Source organism: Escherichia sp. MOD1-EC7003, assembly GCF_002965065.1.
In the GTDB taxonomy this organism is placed as follows: domain Bacteria; phylum Pseudomonadota; class Gammaproteobacteria; order Enterobacterales; family Enterobacteriaceae; genus Escherichia.
On sequence record NZ_PTRE01000086.1, the window covers coordinates 1 to 15,718 of the forward strand.

At 50.2% G+C, this 15,718-nt stretch carries 14 protein-coding genes and 5 pseudogenes; 14 read left to right on the top strand and 5 right to left on the bottom strand.

What is annotated here, in order from left to right:
* Window positions 1–295, top strand: a pseudogene (locus A7090_RS15745) (hypothetical protein); the annotation flags it as partial.
* A 192-nt stretch (window positions 296–487) separates the two neighbouring features.
* Here A7090_RS15745 and A7090_RS27290 read toward each other — a convergent pair.
* From A7090_RS27290 to icd, 4 genes and pseudogenes are all read right to left on the bottom strand, one after another.
* A pseudogene (locus A7090_RS27290) lies at window positions 488–568 on the bottom strand (bacteriophage antitermination protein Q); the annotation flags it as partial.
* Window positions 567–652, bottom strand: a pseudogene (locus A7090_RS27295) (IS1 family transposase); the annotation flags it as partial. The pseudogenes A7090_RS27295 and A7090_RS27290, both read right to left, overlap by 2 nt.
* Before the next feature lie 10 nt (window positions 653–662).
* Window positions 663–743 (bottom strand): annotated as a pseudogene (locus tag A7090_RS15760) (IS1 family transposase); the annotation flags it as partial.
* Between the two features lie 123 nt (window positions 744–866).
* Window positions 867–2,117 carry an NADP-dependent isocitrate dehydrogenase gene (gene icd / locus A7090_RS15765; protein ID WP_000444487.1) on the bottom strand — a complete coding sequence of 417 codons (1,251 nt, stop codon included), beginning with the start codon at window positions 2,115–2,117 and terminating at the stop codon, window positions 867–869.
* A gap of 171 nt (window positions 2,118–2,288) precedes the next feature.
* Here icd and rluE point away from each other — a divergent pair, with 171 nt between their 5' ends.
* From rluE to roxA, 8 genes are all read left to right on the top strand, one after another.
* Window positions 2,289–2,942 (top strand): 23S rRNA pseudouridine(2457) synthase RluE, encoded by a 654-nt coding sequence (gene rluE / locus A7090_RS15770; RefSeq protein WP_105274728.1) that lies wholly within the window; start codon window positions 2,289–2,291, stop codon window positions 2,940–2,942.
* Window positions 2,943–2,951: 9 nt separating this feature from the next.
* Complete coding sequence (gene nudJ / locus A7090_RS15775) at window positions 2,952–3,413, top strand: phosphatase NudJ (RefSeq protein WP_105274729.1); 462 nt, start codon at window positions 2,952–2,954, stop codon at window positions 3,411–3,413.
* Window positions 3,414–3,466: 53 nt separating this feature from the next.
* Entirely contained in the window at window positions 3,467–4,573 is a 1,107-nt protein-coding gene (gene mnmA, locus A7090_RS15780) for a tRNA 2-thiouridine(34) synthase MnmA (protein WP_105274730.1), read from the top strand.
* A gap of 35 nt (window positions 4,574–4,608) precedes the next feature.
* Complete coding sequence (hflD, locus tag A7090_RS15785; protein WP_105274738.1) at window positions 4,609–5,250, top strand: high frequency lysogenization protein HflD; 642 nt, start codon at window positions 4,609–4,611, stop codon at window positions 5,248–5,250.
* A 3-nt stretch (window positions 5,251–5,253) separates the two neighbouring features.
* On the top strand, window positions 5,254–6,624 hold the full coding sequence (gene purB, locus A7090_RS15790) for an adenylosuccinate lyase (RefSeq protein WP_105274731.1): 1,371 nt from the start codon (window positions 5,254–5,256) through the stop codon (window positions 6,622–6,624).
* A gap of 167 nt (window positions 6,625–6,791) precedes the next feature.
* Window positions 6,792–7,463 carry a two-component system response regulator PhoP gene (phoP, locus tag A7090_RS15795; RefSeq protein WP_001265481.1) on the top strand — a complete coding sequence of 224 codons (672 nt, stop codon included), beginning with the start codon at window positions 6,792–6,794 and terminating at the stop codon, window positions 7,461–7,463.
* Window positions 7,463–8,923 carry a two-component system sensor histidine kinase PhoQ gene (gene phoQ / locus A7090_RS15800; protein WP_105274732.1) on the top strand — a complete coding sequence of 487 codons (1,461 nt, stop codon included), beginning with the start codon at window positions 7,463–7,465 and terminating at the stop codon, window positions 8,921–8,923. The genes phoP and phoQ overlap by 1 nt, the downstream gene beginning before the upstream one ends.
* Before the next feature lie 75 nt (window positions 8,924–8,998).
* Window positions 8,999–10,120 carry a [50S ribosomal protein L16]-arginine 3-hydroxylase gene (gene roxA / locus A7090_RS15805; RefSeq protein ID WP_105274733.1) on the top strand — a complete coding sequence of 374 codons (1,122 nt, stop codon included), beginning with the start codon at window positions 8,999–9,001 and terminating at the stop codon, window positions 10,118–10,120.
* Window positions 10,121–10,190: 70 nt separating this feature from the next.
* Here roxA and pepT read toward each other — a convergent pair whose 3' ends face one another.
* The gene (gene pepT, locus A7090_RS15810; protein ID WP_105274734.1) at window positions 10,191–11,420 is read right to left on the bottom strand and encodes a peptidase T; all 1,230 of its coding nucleotides are present in this window, start codon (window positions 11,418–11,420) and stop codon (window positions 10,191–10,193) included.
* Window positions 11,421–11,669: 249 nt separating this feature from the next.
* Between pepT and potA the strand changes: the two genes are divergently transcribed.
* The 5 genes and pseudogenes from potA to A7090_RS26640 all read left to right on the top strand — a co-directional run.
* Complete coding sequence (gene potA, locus A7090_RS15820) at window positions 11,670–12,806, top strand: spermidine/putrescine ABC transporter ATP-binding protein PotA (RefSeq protein WP_105274735.1); 1,137 nt, start codon at window positions 11,670–11,672, stop codon at window positions 12,804–12,806.
* Window positions 12,790–13,647, top strand: a complete 858-nt coding sequence (potB, locus tag A7090_RS15825; RefSeq protein ID WP_105274736.1) for a spermidine/putrescine ABC transporter permease PotB — start codon at window positions 12,790–12,792, stop codon at window positions 13,645–13,647. Before potA ends, potB begins: the two co-directional genes overlap by 17 nt.
* Window positions 13,644–14,438, top strand: coding sequence for a spermidine/putrescine ABC transporter permease PotC (gene potC / locus A7090_RS15830; RefSeq protein ID WP_000580304.1), 795 nt, complete (start codon window positions 13,644–13,646; stop codon window positions 14,436–14,438). The genes potB and potC overlap by 4 nt, the downstream gene beginning before the upstream one ends.
* Window positions 14,435–15,481 (top strand): spermidine/putrescine ABC transporter substrate-binding protein PotD, encoded by a 1,047-nt coding sequence (gene potD / locus A7090_RS15835; RefSeq protein WP_105274737.1) that lies wholly within the window; start codon window positions 14,435–14,437, stop codon window positions 15,479–15,481. The genes potC and potD overlap by 4 nt, the downstream gene beginning before the upstream one ends.
* Before the next feature lie 57 nt (window positions 15,482–15,538).
* Window positions 15,539–15,658: pseudogene (locus A7090_RS26640) on the top strand (DUF3592 domain-containing protein); the annotation flags it as partial.
* Window positions 15,659–15,718 lie beyond the last annotated feature (60 nt).

Sequence of the window (15,718 nt, forward strand, 5' to 3'; positions counted from 1 at the left end):
ACATTATTTTTGTAGAGCCGGAGGAAACAGACCAGACGGTTTAAATGAGCCGGTTACGATTAATCGACATCGCATTTCTCCCATATTCAGGAATAGAGTAGAAAAGGGTCGGAACAGGAGCAGAAGAAAATCATAGGATGACCATTTGCCAGTGGCAGGTCGTAAAAAAAAAGCTGCGCTATGCGCAGCCAAAACTCACAAGGAAAATGATAAAAGGAATAACATCAATGATGTACGCATGGTGCCTCCCGCTGAGTTCTGCAATGATCAAACAGAACTCGCTACGTGCCCCTAAAACTCGATCATTTAGCCCCTCCACTGGGAGTATTCACCATGCGGATGATTTTGTAATAAACAGCAAACAAAAAAATCAAGCATTATTCAGGCTGTTTCTTTTCATCTGCGGGTTAGCGGATACAAAAAAGCCCGCAAAAGCGAGCCAGGATGAATAAGTTTGGCCCTTGCTGGATTCCTGGCAATTATGATTTGCAATACTTTTCCGTGAAAATGTCGTCTTTTGTTTTGAACGTGTTTTCGTTATAAGCAACAATGCTTTGCTATCCAGCCGTTGAATATTTTCCGGTCAGATGCTTTTCCTTTGGTACTTCTCTGGCATAACTTCGTCGCTCGTTATCAGGCCGATATTAAACGGGGGTGAACAGCTCACGGCAGCGAAACCGGTCACGTCCTTTAGGATTCTGACCAGGGCGGTAAACCTGAGCAGACTGACAACGGGGACAATGATGATCGTGGTAAAGACGGGGTTATCGGAGATATCAAAACAGCCTGTTTTGGGGAAAATTTTACATCATCATAAAACAACGGGCGTGTTATACGCCCGTTTCAATATTTAACACATGCAGTGATTACATGTTCTTGATGATCGCATCACCAAATTCTGAACATTTCAGCAGTTTAGCGCCTTCCATCAGACGCTCGAAGTCATAGGTTACGGTTTTCGCGTTGATTGCGCCTTCCATACCTTTAACAATCAGGTCAGCTGCTTCAGTCCAGCCCATATGGCGCAGCATCATCTCAGCGGAGAGAATAATAGAGCCTGGGTTTACTTTGTCCTGACCGGCATATTTCGGCGCAGTACCGTGGGTGGCTTCAAACAGGGCGCATTCGTCACCGATGTTTGCGCCAGGGGCGATACCGATACCGCCAACCTGCGCTGCCAGGGCGTCAGAAATGTAGTCACCGTTCAGGTTCATACAGGCGATAACGTCGTATTCAGCCGGACGCAGCAGGATCTGTTGCAGGAACGCATCAGCGATCACGTCTTTAATGACGATCTCTTTGCCAGTGTTCGGATTTTTAACTTTCAGCCACGGACCGCCGTCGATCAGTTCACCGCCAAACTCTTCACGCGCCAACTGGTAGCCCCAGTCTTTAAACGCGCCTTCGGTGAACTTCATGATGTTGCCTTTGTGCACCAGGGTTACAGAGTCACGGTCATTAGCAATTGCGTATTCGATCGCGGCACGGACCAGACGTTTGGTGCCTTCTTCAGAACACGGCTTAATACCGATACCGCAATGTTCCGGGAAGCGAATTTTCTTCACCCCCATCTCTTCACGCAGGAATTTAATCACTTTCTCGGCGTCGGCAGAGTCAGCTTTCCATTCGATACCCGCATAAATGTCTTCCGAGTTTTCACGGAAGATAACCATATCGGTCAGTTCAGGGTGTTTAACCGGACTTGGGGTGCCCTGGTAGTAACGTACCGGACGCAGGCAGATGTAGAGATCCAGTTCCTGGCGCAGGGCAACGTTCAGAGAGCGAATACCGCCGCCAACTGGAGTGGTCAGCGGGCCTTTAATAGCAACGCGATATTCACGAATCAGATCAAGGGTTTCAGCAGGCAGCCAGACATCCTGACCATAAACCTGTGTGGATTTTTCACCGGTGTAAATTTCCATCCAGGAGATTTTACGCTCGCCTTTATAGGCTTTCTCGACTGCAGCGTCGACCACTTTCAGCATGGCTGGGGTTACATCTACACCGATTCCATCACCTTCAATGTAAGGGATAATCGGATTTTCAGGAACGTTGAGTTTGCCGTTTTGCAGGGTGATCTTCTTGCCTTGTGCCGGAACAACTACTTTACTTTCCATTCACCTCTCCTTCGAGCGCTACTGGTTTGCTCGTCTGCCACCACGTTGCATATGCGTTTGCGTCCTGCGATATGGATGCTTTAGAGCAATTTTTTGTTAATGATTTGTAATTGGCTTGTCAATACTACCCTATTGTTTGCCGTCATGAAAGATGCGCGTTATTAGGCTATAATGCGGCGATTCATAATCTCTGAAAATACCATGCAAAAAACTTCTTTTAGAAATCACCAGGTTAAGCGATTCAGCTCGCAACGTTCTACCCGGCGTAAACCTGAAAACCAGCCCACGCGAGTGATCCTGTTCAATAAACCCTACGATGTTCTTCCACAGTTCACTGATGACGCTGGACGCAAAACCTTAAAAGAATTCATCCCGATCCAGGGCGTTTATGCAGCAGGTCGTCTCGACCGCGATAGCGAAGGGTTGCTGGTGCTGACCAATAATGGTGCACTACAGGCACGCTTAACCCAGCCGGGCAAACGCACCGGGAAAATCTATTATGTGCAGGTGGAAGGCATTCCCACAGAAGAAGCCCTTGAAGCCTTGCGCAATGGCGTAACCTTAAATGATGGCCCTACCCTGCCCGCAGGCGTGGAACTGGTTGAGGAGCCGGAGTGGTTATGGTTGCGGAATCCACCAATTCGTGAACGCAAAAGTATTCCCACCAGCTGGCTGAAGATCACCTTATATGAAGGGCGTAATCGCCAGGTGCGCCGCATGACCGCCCATGTTGGTTTCCCCACGCTACGACTGATTCGTTATGCGATGGGTGATTACTCTTTGGATAATCTTGCCAACGGCGAATGGCGAGAAGTGACAGATTAAGGACGCAACATGTTTAAACCGCACGTTACCGTTGCTTGCGTGGTACGCGCAGAAGGCAAATTTTTAGTCGTTGAAGAGACGATTAATGGTAAAGCGTTATGGAACCAACCTGCCGGGCATCTGGAAGCAGATGAAACTTTAGTGGAAGCCGCCGCCCGTGAGCTGTGGGAAGAGACAGGCATCAGCGCGCAACCGCAATATTTTATCCGCATGCATCAGTGGATTGCGCCGGATAAAACGCCGTTTTTGCGCTTCCTGTTTGCCATTGAGCTTGAAAAAATATGCCCGACCCAACCTCATGACAGCGATATCGACTGCTGCCGTTGGGTCAGCGCCGAAGAAATTTTACAGGCGTCAAATCTGCGCTCGCCGCTGGTGGCAGAAAGCATTCGTTGTTATCAACGCGGGCAACGTTATCCGCTGGAGATGATTGGCGATTTTAACTGGCCTTTTACAAAGGGTGTCATCTAAAAGGCTGCGTGATAGAATACGCCGCCTTGAAGTTCAATGTCGTGAGTGATCCAATGTCTGAAACCGCAAAAAAAGTAATCGTCGGCATGTCCGGCGGTGTCGATTCCTCCGTTTCTGCCTGGCTGTTGCAACAACAGGGGTATCAGGTCGAAGGCCTGTTTATGAAGAACTGGGAAGAAGACGACGGTGAGGAATATTGCACGGCGGCAGCGGATCTGGCTGATGCCCAGGCTGTCTGCGACAAGCTCGGCATTGAACTGCACACCGTCAACTTTGCTGCCGAGTACTGGGATAACGTCTTTGAACTGTTCCTTGCCGAATATAAAGCCGGTCGCACGCCGAATCCGGACATTCTGTGCAACAAAGAGATCAAATTTAAAGCCTTCCTCGAATTTGCCGCCGAAGATTTAGGGGCCGATTTTATCGCTACCGGTCATTACGTTCGTCGTGCAGATGTCGATGGCAAGAGCCGCCTGCTGCGTGGTCTGGACAGCAATAAAGACCAGAGCTACTTCCTTTATACGCTCAGCCATGAGCAGATTGCGCAAAGCCTGTTCCCGGTCGGCGAACTGGAAAAACCGCAGGTGCGTAAGATTGCTGAAGATCTCGGTCTGGTCACCGCGAAGAAAAAAGACTCTACCGGCATTTGCTTCATTGGCGAACGTAAATTCCGCGAGTTCCTGGGCCGTTATCTCCCGGCGCAACCTGGCAAAATCATTACCGTTGACGGCGATGAAATTGGTGAACACCAGGGGCTGATGTATCACACCCTCGGTCAGCGTAAAGGTCTGGGTATCGGTGGCACCAAAGAAGGCACCGAAGAACCATGGTACGTGGTCGATAAAGACGTCGAAAACAACATTCTGATTGTTGCGCAGGGCCATGAACACCCGCGTCTGATGTCGGTCGGTCTGATTGCCCAGCAGCTGCACTGGGTCGATCGCGAACTGTTCACCGGTACGATGCGTTGCACGGTAAAAACCCGCTATCGCCAGACCGACATCCCGTGCACCGTCAATGCGCTGGACGATGATCGCATTGAAGTGATTTTCGATGAGCCAGTTGCCGCCGTGACGCCGGGACAATCTGCCGTCTTCTATAGTGGTGAAGTGTGCCTCGGTGGCGGTATTATTGAGCAGCGTCTGCCGCTGCCAGTCTGATTATTATCTTTACTTAAAACAAGGAAGCAGTGAACGTGGCAAAGAATTACTATGACATCACCCTCGCCCTGGCCGGTATTTGTCAGTCGGCACGCCTGGTGCAACAACTCGCTCACCAGGGACATTGTGATGCCGATGCGCTACACGTCTCACTCAACAGTATTATTGATATGAACCCCAGTTCGACGCTGGCGGTTTTTGGCGGCAGTGAAGCCAACCTGCGCGTCGGGCTGGAAATCCTGCTCGGCGTGCTCAATGCCAGCAGTCGCCAGGGCTTAAACGCCGAATTAACCCGCTACACCCTTAGCCTGATGGTGCTTGAGCGCAAACTCTCATCAGCCAAAGGCGCACTCGACACCCTGGGTAACCGCATTAACGGCCTGCAACGCCAGCTCGAACACTTCGATTTACAGTCCGATACGCTGATGAGTGCGATGGCGGCCATCTATGTTGATGTTATCAGCCCGCTTGGCCCACGCATTCAGGTCACTGGTTCCCCTGCTGTACTGCAAAGCCCACAGGTGCAGGCGAAAGTACGCGCTACCCTGCTGGCAGGCATTCGTGCCGCCGTGCTCTGGCACCAGGTTGGCGGTGGACGTCTGCAACTGATGTTTTCTCGTAATCGCCTGACCACTCAGGCAAAACAAATTCTTGCTCATTTAACCCCGGAGTTGTGATCTATGGAATTATCCTCACTGACCGCCGTTTCCCCTGTCGATGGACGCTACGGCGATAAAGTCAGCGCGCTGCGCGGGATTTTCAGCGAATATGGTTTACTGAAATTCCGTGTACAAGTTGAAGTACGTTGGCTGCAAAAACTGGCCGCGCACGCAGCGATCAAGGAAGTTCCTGCTTTTGCTGCCGACGCAATCGGTTACCTTGATGCAATCGTCGCCAATTTCAGCGAAGAAGATGCTGCACGCATCAAAACTATCGAGCGTACTACTAACCATGACGTTAAAGCGGTTGAGTATTTCCTGAAAGAAAAAGTGGCAGCGATCCCGGAACTGCATGCCGTTTCTGAATTCATCCACTTTGCCTGTACTTCGGAAGATATCAATAACCTCTCCCACGCACTGATGCTGAAAACCGCGCGTGATGAAGTGATCCTGCCGTACTGGCGTCAACTGATTGATGGCGTTAAAGATCTCGCCGTTCAGTATCGCGATATCCCGCTGCTGTCCCGTACCCACGGTCAGCCAGCCACGCCGTCAACCATCGGTAAAGAGATGGCTAACGTCGCCTACCGTATGGAGCGCCAGTACCGCCAGCTTAACCAGGTGGAGATCCTCGGCAAAATCAACGGCGCAGTCGGTAACTATAACGCCCACATCGCCGCTTACCCGGAAGTTGACTGGCATCAGTTCAGCGAAGAATTCGTCACCTCGCTGGGTATTCAGTGGAATCCGTATACTACCCAAATCGAACCGCACGACTACATTGCCGAACTGTTTGATTGCGTTGCGCGCTTTAACACTATTCTTATCGACTTTGACCGTGACGTCTGGGGTTATATCGCCCTTAACCACTTCAAACAAAAAACCATCGCCGGTGAGATTGGTTCTTCCACCATGCCGCATAAGGTTAACCCAATTGACTTCGAAAACTCCGAAGGTAACCTGGGGCTTTCCAACGCGGTATTGCAGCACCTGGCAAGCAAACTGCCGGTTTCCCGCTGGCAGCGTGACCTGACCGACTCCACCGTGCTGCGTAACCTCGGCGTGGGTATCGGTTATGCGCTGATTGCGTATCAATCTACCCTGAAAGGCGTGAGCAAACTGGAAGTGAACCGTGACCATCTGCTGGATGAACTGGATCACAACTGGGAAGTACTGGCAGAGCCAATTCAGACAGTTATGCGTCGCTACGGTATCGAAAAACCGTACGAGAAGCTGAAAGAGCTGACTCGCGGTAAGCGCGTTGACGCCGAAGGCATGAAGCAATTTATCGACGGTCTGGCGCTGCCGGAAGAAGAAAAAGCACGCCTGAAAGCGATGACGCCAGCAAACTATATTGGTCGCGCCATCACCATGGTTGATGAGCTGAAATAAGCCTCAAATCAGTGCCGGATGGCAATGCTGTCCGGCCTGCTTATTAAGATTATCCGCTTTTTATTTTTCGCTTTACCTCCCCTCCCCGCTGGTTTATTTAATGTTTACCTCCATAAACACATAATCGCGTTACACTATTTTAATAATTAAGACAGGGAGAATTAAAAATGCGCGTACTGGTTGTTGAAGATAATGCGTTGTTACGCCACCATCTTAAAGTTCAGATTCAGGATGCTGGCCATCAGGTCGATGACGCAGAAGATGCCAAAGAAGCCGATTATTATCTCAATGAGCATTTACCGGATATTGCGATTGTCGATCTCGGTTTGCCTGACGAGGACGGTCTGTCATTGATCCGCCGTTGGCGCAGCAATGATGTTTCACTGCCGATTCTGGTATTAACCGCCCGTGAAAGCTGGCAGGATAAAGTCGAAGTATTAAGTGCTGGCGCTGATGATTACGTGACTAAACCGTTTCATATTGAAGAGGTGATGGCGCGAATGCAGGCATTAATGCGTCGTAATAGCGGTCTGGCTTCACAGGTCATTTCGCTGCCACCCTTTCAGGTTGATCTCTCGCGCCGTGAATTATCGATTAATGACGAAGTGATCAAACTGACCGCATTCGAATACACCATTATGGAAACGTTGATACGTAATAATGGCAAAGTAGTCAGCAAAGATTCGTTAATGTTACAGCTCTATCCGGATGCGGAGCTGCGGGAAAGCCATACCATTGATGTACTGATGGGACGTCTGCGCAAAAAAATTCAGGCACAATATCCGCAAGAAGTGATTACCACCGTTCGCGGCCAGGGCTATCTGTTCGAATTGCGCTGATGAAAAAATTACTGCGTCTTTTTTTTCCGCTCTCGCTGCGGGTACGTTTTCTGTTAGCAACGGCAGCGGTAGTACTGGTGCTTTCGCTTGCCTACGGAATGGTCGCGCTGATCGGTTATAGCGTCAGTTTCGATAAAACCACGTTTCGGCTGCTACGTGGCGAAAGCAATCTGTTCTATACCCTTGCGAAGTGGGAAAACAATAAGTTGCATGTCGAGTTACCCGAAAATATCGACAAGCAAAGCCCCACCATCACGCTAATTTATGATGAGAACAGGCAGCTTTTATGGGCGCAACGTGACGTGCCCTGGCTGATGAAGATGATCCAGCCTGACTGGCTGAAATCGAACGGTTTTCATGAAATTGAAGCGGATGTTAACGATACCAGCCTATTGCTGAGTGGAGATCATTCGATTCAGCAACAGTTGCAGGAAGTGCGGGAAGACGACGACGACGCGGAGATGACCCACTCGGTGGCGGTAAACGTCTACCCGGCAACATCGCGGATGCCAAAGTTAACCATTGTGGTGGTGGATACCATTCCGGTGGAGCTAAAAAGTTCCTATATGGTCTGGAGCTGGTTTATCTATGTGCTCTCAGCCAATCTGCTGTTAGTGATCCCGCTGCTGTGGGTCGCCGCCTGGTGGAGTTTACGCCCTATCGAAGCCCTGGCAAAAGAAGTCCGCGAACTGGAAGAACATCACCGTGAATTGCTCAATCCAGCCACAACGCGAGAGCTGACCAGTCTGGTACGAAACCTGAACCGACTGTTAAAAAGTGAACGCGAACGTTATGACAAATATCGCACGACGCTCACCGACCTGACCCATAGTCTGAAAACGCCACTGGCGGTGCTGCAAAGTACGTTGCGCTCAATGCGTAGCGAAAAGATGAGCGTCAGTGAGGCGGAGCCGGTAATGCTGGAGCAAATCAGCCGCATCTCGCAACAAATCGGTTACTACCTGCATCGCGCCAATATGCGTGGTGGAACATTACTTAGCCGTGAACTGCATCCAGTTGCCCCGTTGCTGGATAATCTCACCTCGGCGCTGAACAAAGTGTATCAACGCAAAGGGGTCAATATCTCTCTCGATATTTCGCCAGAGATCAGCTTTGTGGGTGAGCAAAACGATTTTGTCGAGGTGATGGGCAACGTGTTGGATAATGCCTGTAAATATTGCCTCGAGTTTGTCGAAATTTCTGCAAGGCAAACCGACGAGCATCTCTATATTGTGGTCGAGGATGATGGTCCCGGTATTCCATTAAGCAAGCGAGAGGTCATTTTCGACCGTGGTCAACGGGTTGATACTTTACGCCCAGGGCAAGGTGTAGGGCTGGCGGTAGCCCGCGAAATCACCGAACAATACGACGGAAAAATTATCGCCGGAGAGAGCATGCTGGGCGGTGCACGAATGGAGGTGATTTTTGGCCGCCAGCACTCTGCGCCAAAGGGCGAATAAATATGTCCTTTCTTCACGCATTACGTTAAGCATCCGTTATAATCGGTTGCAGATACCAGCCTGTGGATGCTTAACATGGAATACCAACTCACGCTTAACTGGCCCGATTTTCTTGAACGTCACTGGCAGAAACGCCCGGTAGTGTTAAAACGCGGCTTTAATAATTTTATTGACCCGATCTCTCCAGATGAGTTGGCGGGTCTGGCGATGGAAAGCGAAGTCGACAGTCGACTGGTCAGTCACCAGGATGGCAAATGGCAGGTCAGCCACGGCCCGTTCGAAAGCTACGATCATCTCGGTGAAACTAACTGGTCATTGCTGGTGCAGGCCGTTAACCACTGGCATGAGCCAACCGCCGCACTAATGCGACCGTTCCGTGAACTGCCAGACTGGCGTATTGATGATCTGATGATTTCTTTCTCCGTCCCCGGCGGCGGCGTCGGCCCGCATCTCGATCAGTACGACGTGTTTATCATTCAGGGCATCGGTCGTCGTCGCTGGCGGGTGGGCGAAAAGCTGCAAATGAAACAGCATTGTCCGCACCCGGATCTATTACAGGTCGATCCGTTCGACGCCATTATTGATGAAGAGCTGGAGCCTGGCGATATTCTTTATATTCCACCAGGATTCCCGCATGAAGGCTACGCGCTGGAAAATGCGATGAACTATTCCGTGGGTTTTCGCGCGCCAAATACGCGGGAACTGATTAGCGGATTTGCCGATTATGTACTGCAACGTGAACTCGGCGGCAACTACTACAGCGATCCGGATGTTCCTCCTCGCGCTCATCCAGCGGACGTACTACCACAAGAGATGGATAAACTGCGTGAGATGATGCTTGAATTGATCAACCAGCCGGAACACTTTAAACAGTGGTTTGGGGAGTTTATATCCCAGTCACGTCATGAACTGGATATCGCACCACCAGAACCACCTTATCAACCGGATGAAATCTACGATGCGCTGAAACAAGGTGATGTGCTGGTGCGCCTGGGTGGTCTGCGCGTATTGCGCATTGGCGACGAAGTGTATGCCAATGGTGAGAAAATCGACTCCCCGCACCGTCCGGCTCTGGATGCGCTCGCCAGCAACATTGCGCTGACCGCGGAGAATTTTGGCGATGCGTTGGAAGATCCGTCCTTCCTCGCCATGCTTGCGGCGCTGGTTAATAGCGGGTATTGGTTCTTCGAAGGGTAAGTTTGAATTTAAGCCGGATGCGGCGCTGATTGCGCCTTATCCGGCCTACACGTACCCTTGCTGTAGTGAATTATGACTTCCGTTGCGCCGTTAACTCAGCAATACGAACGATGACCTGTACCGCTTTTTCCATACCTTCCAGAGTCACAAACTCATGCTTACCATGATAGTTGTAACCGCCAGTGAACAGGTTCGGGCATGGTAATCCCATAAACGACAACTGCGCGCCGTCAGTACCGCCGCGGATCGGTTTCAGTTCCGGTTCAATATCGCAGTCACGCATCGCCTGCTGGGCGATATCAAGAATATGCGGATGTTCAACCACTTTCTCGCGCATATTGTAGTAACTGTCTTCAATCACCAGTTCAATGTAGCAATCAGGGTGTAACCCTTTGCCCACTTTTTTGGCGATCTCCATCATTTTTCGTTTACGCGCTTCAAACTGTTTACGGTCGAAATCACGGATGATGTAGTGCATATCGGCCCGTTCAACGGTGCCTTTCATGCTCGCCAGGTGATAGAAACCTTCATAGCCTTCTGTCATTTCCGGGCTTTCATCTGCCGGAACTTCCGCATGAATACGTGCCGCCAGCGACAGCGCATTTACCATCACCCCTTTCGCCGTCCCCGGGTGAACATTGTTACCGACAATTTTGATATTGACCGACGCGGCGTTGAAGTTTTCAAACTCCAGTTCGCCTACGCCACCACCATCAACGGTGTAAGCCCAGCGGGCATCGAAGGCGTCGACATCAAAATGTTTCGCCCCTTTGCCTACTTCTTCATCCGGAGTAAAGGCGACGCGAATATCACCATGCGGAATGTTTTTCTGTTGCAATACTGCCAGCGCGGTCATGATTTCTGCAATACCTGCTTTGTCATCGGCACCTAACAAGGTTTTACCATCGGTGGTAATCAGCGTCTGACCCAACAGCTGATGCAGAACCGGGAACATGACTGGTGATAAAACTTCATCGCCGATACCCAGCGCAATATCGCCACCGCGATAGTTTTCAACAATTTGCGGATTCACATTTTTACCGCTGCAATCCGGAGAGGTATCCACATGAGAAATAAAGCCAATCGCCGGGATATCGCCAGGGACGTTAGCCGGTAAGGTCGCCATCAATGTGCCCTTCTCACTTAAGGTCACATTGATAAGCCCCATCTCTTCGAGCTGCTCTTTCAGCAGATGCAATAACTTCCATTGGCCTTCCGTGCTGGGAACCTGTCTCCCCCCTGCTTTTGATTGGGTATCCAGAGACACGTAGTTCAAAAATCGCTCAAGTAGTTTTTCCATGTAGTCACCCTCACTTTTTGTGACAACATTATTAAGAAGCAAGAAAAGACAAATATTGCGTCAGGTCACTTTTACCCCTGCAAGCGGGAATATTTATCAGCATTACCTTAATGAATATAAAGCTAAGCCAGTAATTCACAACAAAGATTGGCGATTCAAGCGGTTTGCCGTAGAATTACGGCCCTTATTAAGAGTCACCAAGGTGGTTAACCACAAACCCCGCATCGGTAAGCCATCCGTTGCGTTTACATGGGACAGAGTAAAAAATTGAATAAACAACCGAGTTCGCTTTCACCGCTGGTGCAATTGGCGGGAATTCGCAAATGCTTTGATGGTAAAGAGGTTATTCCCCAGCTGGATCTGACTATCAACAATGGCGAGTTCCTCACGCTGCTTGGCCCTTCTGGCTGCGGTAAAACAACCGTTCTTCGCCTGATTGCAGGTCTGGAAACTGTTGATTCCGGGCGCATCATGCTGGATAACGAGGACATCACCCACGTTCCGGCGGAAAACCGCTATGTGAACACTGTTTTCCAAAGCTACGCACTTTTCCCCCACATGACCGTGTTCGAAAATGTGGCCTTTGGGTTGCGCATGCAAAAAACCCCCGCAGCTGAAATTACGCCCCGCGTGATGGAAGCCCTGCGGATGGTGCAGCTGGAAACCTTCGCTCAACGCAAACCGCATCAGCTCTCTGGTGGTCAACAGCAACGTGTCGCCATTGCCCGCGCAGTGGTTAACAAGCCTCGTCTGTTGTTGCTGGATGAGTCGCTCTCAGCGCTGGATTACAAACTGCGCAAGCAAATGCAGAACGAGCTGAAAGCGTTACAACGTAAGCTTGGCATTACATTCGTCTTCGTGACCCACGACCAGGAAGAAGCACTCACCATGTCGGACAGGATTGTGGTTATGCGCGATGGTCGCATTGAGCAAGACGGCACGCCGCGTGAAATCTACGAAGAGCCGAAGAATCTGTTTGTTGCGGGGTTCATTGGCGAAATCAATATGTTTAACGCCACGGTCATCGAACGTCTCGACGAGCAGCGCGTACGCGCCAACGTTGAAAGCCGCGAGTGTAATATCTACGTTAACTTCGCCGTTGAACCGGGGCAAAAACTGCATGTTCTGCTGCGCCCGGAAGACTTACGTGTTGAAGAGATTAACGACGACAACCACGCTGAAGGGCTGATTGGTTACGTTCGCGAGCGTAACTACAAAGGCATGACGCTGGAGTCGGTTGTTGAACTGGAAAATGGCAAGATGGTGATGGTCAGCGAATTCTTCAATGAAGACGATCCTGACTTTGACCACTCTCTCGACCAAAAAATGGCCATTAATTGGGTAGAAAGCTGGGAGGTCGTACTGGCTGATGAAGAACACAAGTAAGTTCCAGAATGTAGTGATTGTCACTATTGTCGGTTGGCTTGTGTTGTTTGTCTTTCTGCCCAACCTGATGATCATTGGCACCAGCTTTTTGACCCGCGACGACGCCAGTTTCGTTAAAATGGTTTTTACGCTGGATAACTACACGCGTCTGCTCGATCCGCTCTATTTTGAAGTGCTATTGCACTCGCTGAATATGGCGCTGATCGCCACCCTCGCCTGCCTGGTGCTGGGCTATCCGTTTGCCTGGTTTCTGGCGAAGCTGCCACACAAGGTACGTCCGCTGCTGCTGTTTCTGCTGATTGTTCCCTTCTGGACCAACTCATTGATTCGTATCTATGGGCTGAAAATTTTCCTTAGCACCAAAGGCTATCTCAACGAGTTTTTGCTCTGGCTGGGCGTTATCGATACGCCAATTCGCATCATGTTCACGCCCAGTGCGGTGATTATCGGTCTGGTTTACATTCTGCTGCCGTTTATGGTGATGCCGCTGTATTCCAGTATTGAAAAACTGGATAAGCCGTTGCTTGAGGCGGCGCGCGATCTCGGTGCCAGCAAGTTACAGACCTTTATCCGCATTATCATTCCGCTGACGATGCCAGGAATTATTGCCGGATGTCTGCTGGTGATGCTGCCAGCGATGGGCCTGTTCTATGTGTCCGACCTGATGGGCGGTGCGAAAAACCTGCTGATCGGTAACGTCATCAAGGTACAGTTCCTCAATATTCGTGACTGGCCGTTTGGTGCTGCAACCAGCATTACGCTGACTATCATAATGGGCCTGATGTTGCTGGTTTACTGGCGCGCTTCTCGTTTGCTGAATAAGAAGGTGGAACTCGAATGATCGGTCGACTGCTTCGCGGCGGTTTTATGACCGCTATCTACGCGTACCTGTATATTCCAATCATTATTTTGATTGTGAACTCCTTCAACAGCTCGCGCTTTGGCATCAACTGGCAGGGTTTTACCACTAAATGGTATAGCCTGCTGATGAACAACGACAGTCTGTTACAGGCAGCACAGCATTCACTGACAATAGCGGTGTTTTCGGCGACGTTTGCTACACTTATCGGTTCACTGACGGCAGTGGCGCTGTACCGTTATCGCTTTCGCGGTAAGCCGTTCGTTAGCGGGATGCTGTTTGTGGTGATGATGTCGCCAGATATCGTTATGGCAATTTCTCTGCTGGTGCTGTTTATGCTGCTGGGTATTCAGCTTGGCTTCTGGTCGCTATTGTTCTCGCATATCACCTTCTGCCTGCCGTTTGTGGTGGTGACGGTGTATTCGCGCCTGAAAGGTTTTGATGTGCGAATGCTGGAAGCGGCGAAAGATCTCGGTGCCAGTGAATTTACCATTCTGCGAAAAATCATTCTGCCACTGGCAATGCCAGCGGTGGCGGCGGGCTGGGTGTTAAGCTTTACCCTGTCGATGGACGATGTAGTGGTTTCTTCGTTCGTCACTGGACCAAGCTATGAAATTCTGCCATTAAAAATTTATTCGATGGTCAAAGTCGGCGTATCGCCGGAAGTTAACGCGCTGGCAACCATATTACTGGTGCTGTCGCTGGTGATGGTAATTGCCAGCCAGCTTATTGCTCGTGATAAAACGAAAGGTAACACAGGGGACGTTAAATGAAAAAATGGTCACGCCACCTGCTCGCGGCGGGTGCTCTGGCGCTGGGCATGAGCGCCGCTCACGCCGATGACAACAACACGCTGTATTTCTACAACTGGACCGAGTACGTGCCGCCAGGATTGCTTGAACAGTTCACCAACGAAACCGGTATTAAGGTTATCTATTCGACTTACGAGTCGAATGAAACCATGTACGCCAAGCTGAAAACGTACAAAGATGGTGCCTATGACCTGGTGGTTCCTTCAACCTATTACGTCGATAAAATGCGTAAAGAAGGGATGATTCAGAAGATCGACAAGTCGAAGTTAAGCAACTTCAGCAATCTCGATCCAGACATGCTCAACAAGCCATTTGACCCGAATAACGATTACTCCATTCCGTATATCTGGGGTGCGACGGCGATTGGCGTTAACGGTGATGCAGTAGATCCGAAATCTGTCACCAGTTGGGCCGATCTCTGGAAGCCTGAGTACAAAGGCAGCCTGCTGCTGACCGACGATGCCCGTGAAGTGTTCCAGATGGCGCTGCGTAAGCTGGGCTACTCCGGTAACACCACCGATCCGAAAGAGATTGAAGCTGCGTATAACGAGCTGAAAAAACTGATGCCAAACGTAGCGGCGTTTAACTCCGATAACCCGGCTAACCCGTACATGGAAGGCGAAGTTAACCTCGGCATGATCTGGAATGGCTCTGCTTTCGTTGCACGCCAGTCGGGGACGCCAATTGATGTAATATGGCCGAAAGAAGGCGGCATTTTCTGGATGGACAGCCTGGCTATTCCGACCAATGCCAAAAACAAAGAAGGCGCGCTGAAATTGATCAACTTCCTGCTGCGCCCGGATGTGGCAAAACAGGTTGCTGAAACTATTGGTTATCCAACGCCAAACCTTGCGGCGCGTAAGCTGTTAAGTCCGGAAGTGGCGAACGACAAAACACTCTACCCGGATGCTGAAACCATCAAAAATGGCGAATGGCAGAATGACGTTGGCGCAGCCAGCAGCATTTATGAAGAGTATTATCAGAAGCTGAAAGCAGGACGTTAATTCAGCAAGCGGGCGGTGGTATTACCGCCCGTTTTTTATTTAGCAAGGATGTGGCTAATGAGTCAGGACAGTAAAGTTCTATCCCGCGTTTTTCTCGGTATCGGTCTGATATTGCTCGTTATTTCTGCAATCATCTTTTATTACCATTTTACTTTTACCAAAAACGCTGTTCATACGTAAGCGCATCATTTAAACCGTCTTTCGCCTCCCTTTCCTGTTTCCGATACTAATGTCCAT